This window comes from Bacillus sp. JJ1521 (assembly GCF_036965165.1).
In the GTDB taxonomy this organism is placed as follows: Bacteria; Bacillota; Bacilli; order Bacillales; family Bacillaceae_L; genus Ferdinandcohnia.
The window spans coordinates 1-12,092 of sequence record NZ_JBALOX010000241.1 but is presented as its reverse complement, the minus strand read 5'-3'; the positions used below and the strand labels follow the sequence as shown (position 1 = coordinate 12,092).

At 33.8% G+C, this 12,092-nt stretch carries 12 protein-coding genes and 1 riboswitch; of the genes, 3 read left to right on the top strand and 9 right to left on the bottom strand.

Going from position 1 to position 12,092, the window contains the following annotated elements; all coding sequences use genetic code 11:
- From V7147_RS23525 to V7147_RS23490, 8 genes are all read right to left on the bottom strand, one after another.
- On the bottom strand, positions 1–589 hold a 589-nt coding region (locus V7147_RS23525; protein ID WP_335370227.1), incomplete at its 3' end, for an ATP-binding cassette domain-containing protein.
- A 69-nt stretch (positions 590–658) separates the two neighbouring features.
- Positions 659–1,762, bottom strand: coding sequence for an ABC transporter substrate-binding protein (locus V7147_RS23520; protein WP_335370226.1), 1,104 nt, complete (start codon positions 1,760–1,762; stop codon positions 659–661).
- A gap of 126 nt (positions 1,763–1,888) precedes the next feature.
- Positions 1,889–3,514, bottom strand: coding sequence for a response regulator (locus V7147_RS23515; protein ID WP_335370225.1), 1,626 nt, complete (start codon positions 3,512–3,514; stop codon positions 1,889–1,891).
- 21 nt (positions 3,515–3,535) lie between these two features.
- Positions 3,536–5,005, bottom strand: coding sequence for a sensor histidine kinase (locus tag V7147_RS23510; protein ID WP_335370224.1), 1,470 nt, complete (start codon positions 5,003–5,005; stop codon positions 3,536–3,538).
- The gene (locus V7147_RS23505; RefSeq protein ID WP_335370223.1) at positions 5,005–5,346 is read right to left on the bottom strand and encodes a hypothetical protein; all 342 of its coding nucleotides are present in this window, start codon (positions 5,344–5,346) and stop codon (positions 5,005–5,007) included. The genes V7147_RS23510 and V7147_RS23505 overlap by 1 nt, the downstream gene beginning before the upstream one ends.
- 564 nt (positions 5,347–5,910) lie before the next feature.
- Entirely contained in the window at positions 5,911–7,176 is a 1,266-nt protein-coding gene (locus tag V7147_RS23500) for an MFS transporter (protein WP_335370222.1), read from the bottom strand.
- A gap of 17 nt (positions 7,177–7,193) precedes the next feature.
- Positions 7,194–7,691, bottom strand: a complete 498-nt coding sequence (locus tag V7147_RS23495; RefSeq protein ID WP_335370221.1) for a winged helix-turn-helix domain-containing protein — start codon at positions 7,689–7,691, stop codon at positions 7,194–7,196.
- Between the two features lie 425 nt (positions 7,692–8,116).
- A complete protein-coding gene (locus V7147_RS23490; protein ID WP_335370220.1) occupies positions 8,117–8,548 on the bottom strand; it encodes an Rrf2 family transcriptional regulator in 432 nt (143 codons plus the stop codon).
- Positions 8,549–8,695: 147 nt separating this feature from the next.
- Between V7147_RS23490 and V7147_RS23485 the strand changes: the two genes are divergently transcribed.
- The 3 genes from V7147_RS23485 to V7147_RS23475 all read left to right on the top strand — a co-directional run bounded on the left by V7147_RS23485 (position 8,696) and on the right by V7147_RS23475 (position 10,901).
- Complete coding sequence (locus V7147_RS23485; RefSeq protein ID WP_335370219.1) at positions 8,696–9,334, top strand: NAD(P)-dependent oxidoreductase; 639 nt, start codon at positions 8,696–8,698, stop codon at positions 9,332–9,334.
- Between the two features lie 90 nt (positions 9,335–9,424).
- Positions 9,425–10,384: a VOC family protein gene (locus tag V7147_RS23480; protein ID WP_335370218.1), complete on the top strand. Its 960-nt coding sequence runs from the start codon at positions 9,425–9,427 to the stop codon at positions 10,382–10,384.
- A gap of 129 nt (positions 10,385–10,513) precedes the next feature.
- Positions 10,514–10,617: riboswitch (SAM riboswitch) on the top strand.
- An 86-nt stretch (positions 10,618–10,703) separates the two neighbouring features.
- A complete protein-coding gene (locus V7147_RS23475) occupies positions 10,704–10,901 on the top strand; it encodes a Fur-regulated basic protein FbpA (protein ID WP_335370217.1) in 198 nt (65 codons plus the stop codon).
- Positions 10,902–11,051: 150 nt separating this feature from the next.
- Here the strand turns inward: V7147_RS23475 and V7147_RS23470 are convergent, their stop codons facing one another.
- Positions 11,052–11,858, bottom strand: coding sequence for a pentapeptide repeat-containing protein (locus V7147_RS23470; RefSeq protein ID WP_335370216.1), 807 nt, complete (start codon positions 11,856–11,858; stop codon positions 11,052–11,054).
- Positions 11,859–12,092 lie beyond the last annotated feature (234 nt).

Genomic DNA, 12,092 nt, shown 5'->3' with positions numbered 1-12,092 from the left:
AGATAAATATAATTGAAGTATTTTGTCTCTTTAATCCATTAATCACAGAAAATAATTTTGCCACTTCCGATTGTTCAAGTGGAGCAGTAGGTTCATCTAAGATTAGCAGTTTTGGTTTTTTAGAGATCGCCTTTGCAATTTCGACAAATTGTTTTTGAGCTAACGATAAATCTTTCACTTTAGTGTGTATTGATAGATTGGGTGTAAACATAGCTATATATTTTTTTGCAATTTGTTTCGATTCATTCTCTTTTAAAAAGCCCTTATGACTAACAGGTTCTGCCCCAAAGGTCATATTTTCCCATATTGTTAGTTCAGGGATTAAGCTTAAATGCTGATGTACCATGACAATTCCTTTTTTCATCGCTTCTTCTGGTGATGAGATACGCAGTGGTTCACCATTAAAAAAAATCTCACCTCCGGAAGGTTTTACTACACCCGATATTATCTTAGAAAAAGTAGACTTTCCTGAACCATTCGCTCCTAGTAATCCACAAACAGAGCCTTCATTACAAATCATATTTCCGTCACGCAAAGCTGTGATACTTCCATATTTTTTTCTTAAAGATTTCACTTCTAGTAAATTCATACACACAACTCCCTTAATAAGAAAGGGAGATACATCAAATGTATTTCCCTTTCTAAATTATGATATTATTTACTTAAACAAAGCATCTAACTCATCTTCTGACAAGTATTCATCGAGTGTATACGTATCCGGTCGATCCTTAACTTTTTCAAATTCTTCTTCTAAATTATCATTCGTTATATGTGTACTAATTGGATAATAATATGTGTTGTTTTGTAATGCCTCCTTAAATTCTTTACCTTGGAGCAATCTAACTCCAATTCCAAGTGCAGTTGCACCAATTCCAGGAGGGTTGTTTTGACCATAGGTTGAAAACCCGGATTCGTCATTAAGTTCTTTCCATTTTTTCAAAAATCCCACCAAGTTTTCTCCAGTAATTACAGGTAATTCCTTGTTTGCAGATTCAAATGCATTGATTACACCAAGTGCCATCCCATCTTGTGTAAGTACTCCATCAATATTCGGGTAGGAGGCAATTAAATTTGAAGTAACTTGTTGTGCATTCGCTTGATCCCAGTTACCATTTACTTCTGTCAAAACTTTAATACCAGGATTTTTTTCTAAAACCTCCCTCATCCCTATTAATCTATTTTCGTTGGCTGAAGCACCTGCAAGACCCGATACTAACACAATATCCCCTTCACCATTTAGTTCCTTAGTGAGCCATTCAGCAAGATTTCGTCCAAATTCTTGCTGGTCAATTACAACATTTATCGCATGTTCACTTGTAACTGGTTGGTCAAAAGCAATGACTGTTATTCCCTTATTATGTGCCTCGGCTATCACTTGATTGAGAGCGCTTTCCGAGTTAGGATCAATAAGAAGTAAATCCACCCCAGCATTAATCATATTTCGAATTTGTGAAATTTGATTATTGACATCCAATCCGGCGTGTTGGACAATTATCTTTTCGATTAATCCTTGTTTCTTGTACTCATCTGCTAATTCTTCAATTGCCTCTGTCATCTGAGTTCTCCAGCCATTTCCTATATAGCCGTTACTCATTCCTACAACGATTGGTTTAAATTCTTCAGTGGCATTATTTTTTTGTCCATTATCTTTGGAAGTATTTGGTTCGTTACTTGAAGGTGCACTTGTATCACTAGAACAAGCAGCCAAAAACAGTACCAAAGAGAATAGCAAAACTAACAACTTTGAACCCCTTTTTTTCATTTATTTCCCTCCCCTTTATAAATCACTCAACCATGTTTGGTATGGGTGTATAAATAAAGATAACATGGGTATTTATTAAAGCAGACATACATAATCAACTACGATAGTGCAAAAATTATACCTTTTTTAACTATTCAGACTATTTTTTCCAAACTTTTCCTTTGTTTCAATATATAAACTAGGACTTTTCCCGTAGTATTTCTTAAAAACCTTACTAAAGTACTTAGGATCATCATATCCAACAACTTCTGAAATATCTTGAACTAATAATGACGTAGTATCCATTAGATTTTTAGCTTCTTCCATTCGAATTTTCGTAAGATAACTATTAAAACTTATACCTACATGCGCTTTAAAGATTCGACTAAAATAAATGGGGTTAATATGATATTTTTCTGATACCTTTGCAAGTGTAATCTCTGAACTATAAAATGTATTTATGTAATTCTGAACCCATTTAACAATTTCTTTTCCTGAAGCATCATATTTATCCTCAATTTGCTTACATTCTGTTTCAATATAGGTATAAAGCCAATCAATCATTTGCTGAATGGATGTAAAGCCACTAGCAATATTAACAATATTTTCACCTGAACTATATTGAGAGTGATTTTGATTTGTTGTACCTATTTTTCCAGAAGCAAAATTTTTGATTGTAAAATATAATTCAATAAATAACTCATATAAATGATTGTGAGTTACTGGGGAACCTTTTGAAATTAATTGATTAAAGCTAGCATATATATTTTCTTTGATATAATCCCATTTTCGTTCTTCCATTAAATGAATTAACCGTTTTTTTTCTGCAGTAAAGTCTAGTTTTTCTAATTGATCTGGAAACTGAACGTTATTAATTACCTTCCCAGTTCCACGAAGAATCCTTTCTTTAAGTGAAAATAACGATTCCTGATAAAGAGAAATGAAATTTGAATTAGATGTACCGCCGCTACTCAATCCTATTGTTGCAGAAATACCAAGCTTATTTTCTAACGTTATTAAAGCATCGGTTAAATTTTTCAATAGCTCATCTTTAATTTTGTGTTTTGAGGAATCAATAAGTAAAATAAATTCATGTTCCGGCCAAACACATTTTATTATTTCACCACTGTGCTCCTGAAATAGATGGTTTTGGAACAAAATCTCGATATCTTCAAATTGGGATCTTGTTGGATTTGTCTGTTTGAAAGATTTGTACAACTCAATTTTTATTAATCCAAGAATGATATTTTCTGAGTTAATTTTCAAATCTAAATTTTCCATAGCTTCATTTATTGTTGCACCCTTATTCTGATCGGATAATAAACGAACTAGCACTTCTTCTCTATGCTTTTTACCATTTTGAATATATAAATTACCTTCATTTATCGTCAATAATATTCTTTCCTTAATACTTAATAATGATGCTTGAATTTCTGCCTGTTTAATAGGCTTTAACAAATAGTCAGTTATTCCCAGTTTCATTGCTGTTCGAGCATACTCAAATTCACTATAACCACTGATAATAATAAATATTATTCCATCATTTATTTCCTTTGTTTTTTGAATTAGTTCTAGCCCATCCATAATGGGCATATTTATATCCGTAATAACAATATCAACACTCTCATTCTCAATATGAAATAATGCTTCAGTACCATCAGATGCTTCTCCTATAATCTTCATTCCTAAGCTTTCCCAATCGACTTTCATCTTCAAACCATTTCGGATATACACCTCATCATCGACAATTAACACTTTTAATTCGTTATTCATTGTTCCCCCACCTTTAATAATCTATTGAACATGATCATTTTTTTCTAAAACTGGAAGTGTAATATTTACCTTTGTGCCAATTTCTTTTGCACTAATTATTTTTAGCCCAAAAGAGTTTCCAAAATGACTTTTTATTCGATTGTTTACATTCACAAGACCTATATGGTCACCTCCCTTAACTTTATTCCTAGTTTCATATTCACTATTTAAATGAGATATAAGTTGTTCTAATTTTAAATCATCCATGCCTATGCCATTATCCTCAATTACTATTGATAGATTTGCAGCCTGCGGATAGGCACTAATTGTGATCATCCCTGATTTCCTTATTCCGTGAATTACTGCGTTTTCAACAATTGGTTGAAGTAACAATTTAACGATCATTGAAGACTTAATTGTCGGATCAACAATAATTCTCCAGTTTAATTTTTGGCCATACCGGAATTTTTGAATATTTAAGTAACGTTCAATTTGTAAAAGCTCTTCTTCAAGCGTTGCAAAATCATTTCCATTTGTACTATAACGAAAAATATCTGCTAACATTTGGCTGATTTCACTTATCTCTTTTTCTTGTTTGACTGTTGCAATGCTATCTATTGTTGATAACGTATTATATAAAAAGTGCGGATTAATTTGGGATTGTAATGCTTTTATCTCAGCTTCCTTTTGTAAAATTTCTGCTTCGTATACTTGGTCAATTAAATCATTAATATAACGTATCATTTGATTAAAAGTTTTTCCAAGATGATTAATTTCATTACTACTATTCAAGTTTTTCACACTTACATTAAAATTTCCTTGTTCAACTTGTTTCATTGCAGTGACTAATTTTTGTATGGGTTTTGATATACCTGTTGAGATTAAGAGAGAAACTATCAGGGATAATACAAATAATAAAATGGCTAATTGAACCGAATATGTTTTTACCTTTAAGATATCTTCCATTAAATATGAGTAAGGGATTGCACTTACAACATACCATCCCGTCACCTCAGATTTAGAATAAGAGATAAGGTATTTTTCATTATCTATGTATGTAGGGAATGTTCGATTATCACTTTCAGATGCATTGATAATGCTTTCTACGAAGGGATAGTCGGCTTTTGTACTAAGTAAGTTTTTATTAAGGTGTGAAACAACTTCACCTTTACGGTCCATGATAAATACGAAACCACTAGGACCAAGATCAATATATGAATATGTATCAGCAAGTGCAAATTCCTTTAACGCTAGTACCAACGTTCCCATTATGTCTCCTGTTTTGTCGTCATACATCATTCGTGAAAGCGGTGTAATATGTTGATATAACATAGAAGGACTATTGTTTTCAATTGTTCCACTCCAGTAAACGGTCCCGGGTCTACCAATAGCTTTGATATATTCATTTGATTTTTTGTAATCCCCCATAACAATAGATTCCCCCGAGGTTATGGCTAAATCCCGATTATTCATTAGTATTTGAGCCCCTACAATTTCTCTTTTTGAACTCATTATTTGGTTCTCTTTTTTATTTTTTCTTTTGCTTCTGGTCTGGGAGAATTGTTACTATTATTGACCTCATCTAGTAATGCTTGAATTTCATTGGAGGAAATAATTTGTAAAGCTATGTCCTCAATTCCTGTAAGGAGTCCGTCTAATCTTCCAGCTGACTGAACCATTATTTGGTGAGAATACACTCCTATTTTTGCCTCTATCGCTTCATAGGAACGTCCGTATAGTAAATAAGCTGTTATCGTTGCAGGTATAACAGACATTATTATAAAACAGATAAACAGCGTCCATTTTAGTGTTCCAAAGTAAAGTCGCAACAAGAAGATAATTTTTTTTATCATTTGGTCCCCTCCAAACCACATAATCCAAAAAATGTCAATCAGACTAAAATCATGTTTATCAAAAGTTATTCTATAAATAATGGAGGAACCCTTTTTTTATTATTAATATGTTTATTACCTTATTTAACTTACATAATGGCTTATTAGCCCTTTTAAGTTGATTTACCACTATTGTTAAATTGTTTTGTCTAAGATCTACGAAAATCTCTTCCATAGAAAACACCGCTATATTCGAAATATTTCAGGATCTATTCGCTTCGAAGAAAAAATATTAACTATAAAAATTAAAGAGCTTAGCCACATTTATGTTGGCCCAAGCTCTCTAAATTATATATTTTTAACCTATTTCACTCTACATACTCAAATACTGTTCTAAGAAATCCTCAGCTTCCTTTTCCACCAGACGGTTAAACGCATCATGCTAATAAATACTCTCAACCCATTATTCTCTCATGATTAACTAACAAAAACCGCTTTCCAAATTCATTAAAAACGACTTGTTGATACTCTCTGTTGTAAAACCAGTGTCCCATTTCTGCCGACCTTCATAAGAAATTTAGATAATCAACTTACATGAACCTGTATGAATGTACTTTCATTAATATTCTCTGTTTTAGGTAAGCTTCGAGTTGTCTTATCCACCATCCAAAAAATACCCACCAAAAATATAACGAGACCACTACAAAATATAACAAATATACTTCCAAACATCACACCCAAGTAACCGCCTAATAACGATCCTAGCGGCATTGCAATACCACTTAAACTATACGATGCTGAGAAAACTCTCCCCAATAAATGCTTAGGAACCCCCTTTTGCAAACATGTATTAATTAAAATGTTTGTAACACCACCAGGTAACCATGCAATTCCATAGATCACAATCATCAACCACGTCCACGGACTAAAAACCGAAAGTGCCCACATGAAGCCACTTATCAAAAAAGCAAGGGAATAAACTTTTCCCAATCCAAATCTTTCAACTTTCAAATAAGGCGCTAATAATGCACCGGATAAACTTCCAGCTGCTTGAGCCATTAGCAATAGGCCATAGATTTCAGGTCCTCCGCTATGTTCACTAAATTCAGGTAATACAACAAAGGTCGCTCCTCCAACTAAGTTGATTGCGATTACGCCTATTAGAATGCGCAACAAGGGTTTACTAAGTAAAATATCGATTCCTATTTTTAAATCATCTTTGTAAATTTTTAATGATGCAAAAATAGAGACTCGTCCCCTCTTCTCATGATTCTCTGTCATATCCTTAGAGATTCTAAGAAATGAAAACAAGATTGCACCTACCATAAACAAAACGGAATCCAATAGATAAATAGAAATAGCTCCAATCATAACGATTAAAATACCTGCAACCGCATTACAACCAATTTCAATCCCTTGATAGGCTAAGGTAAAATAGGAATTTGCTTTTGTTAAGTCTTTTTCTTTTACGAACTTTGGTAATGAGGCCATTTGAGCTGGGTATACGAACATATTTAAGGTTGTAACTAATGGGGTGATAATAAGAACTAGTGTAATACTTAAGAAGTTGAAGTAATGAGCGGTAGGAATGATTAATAGTAATATGCCCTGAAAGATTTGCGAGTACAGTAAAAGAGATCGAATTGGAATTCGGTCGATTAATGGTCCAGAAAAAAATTGAACGCACCTTGGAAGAATTGTAAGAAAACCCGCTAAACCAGTATAAAAGGTTGATCCTCCTAAATCATAAACAAGCCACATTGCTGCTACCGTATAAAAACTATCGCCAATATTCGTAATAACTCTTCCAATAAACATAAAAAGAAAGTTTCTTTGCATGAATATTCTCATCGTTGATCCCCTTCTGCTTATTTATTTTCCCCAGACGGTTTAGTGGAAACAATCTTTACCCCTATGCTAAATTCTTTACTGTCCATCCCTTCATGATTAACAGATGTCTTTTCGACCCATTTTTCAAGAAAAATTTTAAATTCATTGGTGAGTTCCGTTTGTTGTTCTTCTGTAAGTTTTAAGCGAAGACTTAGAGTAGTCGCATTACTTGACTGAAAATCGTCTCGTAAAGCTGGGTCAATCGTTTCTTTACTATCTGAATTAAACCATTTTGCTTTTGACTTGTAGTATTTCTCCATAACGCCACCAAATTGCTTTTCCTCCACAAGGTCAATTAACCCACCTTCATACAATTTTCTTATATGATAATGGACATTTCCTGGAGAGTGTCCAAGCAAATCAGCTACTTGCTTAGATGTTTTTGGTTCCTCCGTTAATACTCGAATAATTTGAACGCGAAGGGCATTGCCTAATAATTTTGATTGTTCCACTGATACTTCTAAAGGTTCATTCACCGTTTTTACTCCTTTCCGTATAGAACTAATTATTTAGATTGTCATTCTAAAAAAATAGATTGTTAATCTGTAGTTTTAGATTACCATAATATTCCACAATTACAAGTGTTATTTCTTGAGAAACAGAGAAATTATGTAATATGGGTGCTTTTATAGACATTAAGAATAATCAACAATTTCTTAGGAAAAATATGAGCAGGTAATTATCATTAAATGGAGGTAAGTAAAATGCTGAGGGATTCAAAAGTAGATGCAAAAGGTCATATAAAAAGTAGTCAGAAAAATTCTAATAAGCAGGTAAAAAACACTGCAGGATCACCCGAAAAAGAGAAAAATGAAAAATAAGTTTTGAAGAGCTTCTTGGGACAATGCATCTGTCCGCCTGTCATCGAAAAAACTGCTGAAAAGGATCCTAAGTTCTCTTTTCAACAGTTTTCTTTTTCATTCATGCCATTGACAATATCCTCTAATGTTACATTTGCAAGGATTTTCTCCATTGCAAATTGGGCTTGGGCAAAAAGAGGTTCAATAGCGTTTTGAATATTTCTTCCGACAGTACATTCGGGATTTGGGTTGTCGTGGACGCTAAATAGCTCGCCTTCTCGTACCACATCAACTGCCTTATAAATATCTAACATTGTAATTTCTGAAGGTCTTTTTGTTAATTTTGCACCAGCTACACCTGGGTGCACCTCAATTAAATTTGCTTTTTTAAGCATACCCATAATCTTTCGAATCACTACCGGGTTCGTATTTACACTGGATGCTAAAAAACCAGAAGAACATTCACCCTCTTTAGTTATGTTAATGAGGGAAAGTATATGAATTCCAACAGAAAATCGACTACTGATGGACATCGTTCGTCACCCTACTTTCGATCCTATCACAAATATATTTTTATTATAACTTAAAAATCAATGTGTTGACACAAAGAATACATGTAACTATAATGATTACATGTAATCAATTAAATTACAAGTTGAACTATATAGGAGGACTATAGAATGAAAATTGGAATAATTGGCGCAAGTGGTAAAGCTGGAAGTTTTATTTTAAAAGAGGCTGTAGAAAGAGGTCATGATGTAACCGCAATCGTAAGGGACGCCTCTAAATTACAAAATGAACAAGTTTCTGTAGTAGAGAAAAATATTTTAGAATTAAATTCAACAGATGTTGAAAACTTCGATGTCGTGGTTAATGCTTTTGGTGCGCCACTTGGAGAAGAACAACCACATGTTGATGCGGGTCATGCGTTAATTGAAGCTGCTAAAGGCACAAATACAAGAGTCATTGTTGTTGGTGGTGCAGGAAGCCTTTATGTTGATGAAGCAAAAAGTGTTCAAGTTATTGACACTCCTGATTTCCCTGACATCTTCAAACCAACAGCAAAAGGTCAAGCACGAAACCTGCAAGAATTACAAGAAACAGCTAATATCAGTTGGACCTTTATGAGTCCATCAGCTATATTCGATCCAGAAGGCACAAGAACTGGTGCTTACCAAGCAGGTAAAGACAACTTGCTTATAAATTCAAAAGGCGAAAGCTATATCAGTTACGCTGATTTCGCCATTGCCTTAGTAGATGAAATCGAAAACCCAAAACACATAAACGAAAGATTCACAGTAGTCGGGGAAGCTAACTAAAATTTGGTCAGAGGGGCAGGTTCAAAGTCCTAGCTAGTGACAATGAACCTGCCTCCTTTTTTAATATTAAAAAATAGAGGTAAATAAAAAATGCATTTTAAAAAGAATTTTGTATGGTTATCTACTATTCTATTAATTATAATAGCGATCGCACTTATTGGATTTAAACCTTGGGAAGCAAAAAATGAGAAGCAATTAAATTATACTGGTGAGATGGAGCCTAGACTTGGCTATGTTGAATTACAGGTTTCTGATTTGGAGCAATCATTAAGCTTTTATCAAGAGATTATTGGTTTAAGATTGTTAGAAAAGAACGGTAGTAGTGCTAAATTAACGGCTGATGGAACAACCCCTATTCTAACATTAATTGAAGAAAGTTCTTTTGTGGAACGGCCATTTGGAACAACAGGATTATTTCATTTTGCAATATTAGTACCAAACAGAGAAGAATTGGCTTTAGTGTTAAATCACTTAATTGATTCCGAATACCCGCTTCAAGGCGTTTCCGACCATCAGTATAGCGAGGCTATTTACCTTGCTGATCCCGATTTTAACGGAATCGAAATTTATGTCGATCGAGATCCGGACCTTTGGATTGAAGACGATGCTGGCGGATATGTTGGTGGAACTTATGAGCTTGATGTTAAAGGTTTACTTTCTGAAATGAACGGTAAAGATTGGTCTGGCTTGTCCAATGACACGAGATTAGGACATATGCACTTACAAGTATCAAACATTGAGAAATCCGAGGAATTCTATGTGGATGCCTTAGGTTTTAATGTTGTCTCCAAGGATGCACAAAAGTTATTCGTCTCGAAGGATGATTACCACCATCACATCGGAATGAATACTTGGGCGGGTGAAGGACTGCCTAAGCCCCCTGAAAATGCTCTTGGTCTGCGATTTTATACTACACATTTTACAAGTGAAGAATACAATCAAGCAAAATTACAACTAAAGAATTTAGGATTTTCATATACCGAAGAAAATGATGTCATTACAACTGAGGACCCCTCCGGAAATCAAATAAAGATTATTTTGTGGGAGTAAGAGACAAGTTCATCGACTCAATAGGGAAATGGAACCCGTCCCTCTACCCTTTTATAAATTTCTTTGAACAAAGTTTAATTTCAAGTAGACATATCGGAATAATAAGGTTAAACTAAATGTAAATATAAAAACTTATCAAGAGAGGTGGAGGGACTGGCCCTGTGAAACCTCAGCAGCAGATTCGTTGAATACTGTGCTAAATCCAGCAAGCTTATATGCTTGAAAGATAAGCGAGGTCGTCATTTAAATCATAAAAAACCTCTTCTTATCTTGTAATGGTGTTCATTGGATTGCCAATTTCGAAAGGAGAGGTTTTATTATGGGTTTATTAAGAGATGATGTTGAAAATAGAAGAAATGAGCTTATTCGAAAGCTAATTGCAATAAATCATTTTAAAAAAGACGGGAAACAACTTTTTGAGCTATCCCTATCTGAATTGGAACATGAATATTTTAAAATCCAATCTAAAAGTCACCCACATACCGGTTTCGGATCCATTAGATGGAAAAACTTTTAAATCAATTATGCTAGTCCTAATTATATGGTTAATTCTTGGTACTGGGTAAAGTAACCAAAATATGATAATATTAAGTTCCTTGGCAGGGGCAAAAAAAAGGGAGTTGGTGTTTTTTACACTAGCCCCCTTTTGTTATTAATAAAAATTTGCTCATTTTATCCAATGATTTGGTCTTTTTAAGTAGTGTGGTATTCTTGTATGAACGTTTCCTTTAGTTGAATTTAGTTGAGATTGTGTTAGAAAAATAGCCTCTGTTAAGTTCGCGTTACTAAGGTCAGCATCTCTGAGGTCAGCACCAATAAAATCTGCTGTTCTTAAATCTGCATGACTTAAATTGGCTGCAATCATTAATGTTCCTCGAAAACTAGCCCCTTGTAAATCTGCCCCTTTTAGATTTTCCCCTACGTAATCTTGACCTTTCTTTATCCTTTTACTTCCTTTAGTAAAATCCTTCCGATACATTTCGCTCGCTTTTAGTAATAAACTATTAACCTTACCCCTATGTGCAATTATGTCTAATTTTAATATATCTTCAGGCTTTTTCTGTGTTAATTTTAACGTTTCTTTATACATGTCCTGCAAACTTATATGAAATGATTGTGTCTCCTGCAGGCTAAGTGCTTGATTGAGATACCAAAGCATTTCATGAAGTTGTTGAACAACCGGAAATACCTCAAACATTTCGTTGGCACGCTCTGAATTATTTCTCCAATCAACGCCATTATAGATCGACTGTGATACATGTTGTCCTGCGCCAAAGCACTCATAGGATACACATCCACGAAAACCTTTATCCCTTAATTGATTATGTATCTTACAACGAAAATCTGAACATAAGTTTCGACACGGCTCTCCACCGTCTTTATTAATTGGAAAATCTGCTGATTTGGCATAAGGTAAGGCTACACAACATAACCCGAAACAATTTTTACAATCTGATTTTAAATAATCAATCATACTTATGACACTTCCACATTCTCATAGATTTATTTTAATTATAAATGAAATTTTATCGGAGGGACATGAAAAAAGGAGTAGGTGTTTTTAAACTGACTCCCTTTCCTTATTAATTAAAAATTAAGGATTTTTCTTGTATTAAGAGTGTATATATTGCATTATTCCACCATTCTTTGGGTCAATGTACCTACGCCATTTTAATTAATAAACATTGCATCTCCTACATCTACATAC

Bases quoted from the DNA above. Each gene is read 5' to 3' on its own strand.
- V7147_RS23490 (WP_335370220.1), bottom strand. From the start codon at position 8,548: ATGTCCATCAGTAGTCGATTTTCTGTTGGAATTCATATACTTTCCCTC.
- V7147_RS23470 (WP_335370216.1), bottom strand. From the start codon at position 11,858: ATGATTGATTATTTAAAATCAGATTGTAAAAATTGTTTCGGGTTATGT.
- V7147_RS23480 (WP_335370218.1), top strand. From the start codon at position 9,425: ATGCATTTTAAAAAGAATTTTGTATGGTTATCTACTATTCTATTAATT.
- V7147_RS23500 (WP_335370222.1), bottom strand. From the start codon at position 7,176: ATGAGAATATTCATGCAAAGAAACTTTCTTTTTATGTTTATTGGAAGA.
- V7147_RS23515 (WP_335370225.1), bottom strand. From the start codon at position 3,514: ATGAATAACGAATTAAAAGTGTTAATTGTCGATGATGAGGTGTATATC.
- V7147_RS23475 (WP_335370217.1), top strand. From the start codon at position 10,704: ATGGGTTTATTAAGAGATGATGTTGAAAATAGAAGAAATGAGCTTATT.
- V7147_RS23510 (WP_335370224.1), bottom strand. From the start codon at position 5,005: ATGAGTTCAAAAAGAGAAATTGTAGGGGCTCAAATACTAATGAATAAT.
- V7147_RS23485 (WP_335370219.1), top strand. From the start codon at position 8,696: ATGAAAATTGGAATAATTGGCGCAAGTGGTAAAGCTGGAAGTTTTATT.
- V7147_RS23505 (WP_335370223.1), bottom strand. From the start codon at position 5,346: ATGATAAAAAAAATTATCTTCTTGTTGCGACTTTACTTTGGAACACTA.
- V7147_RS23520 (WP_335370226.1), bottom strand. From the start codon at position 1,762: ATGAAAAAAAGGGGTTCAAAGTTGTTAGTTTTGCTATTCTCTTTGGTA.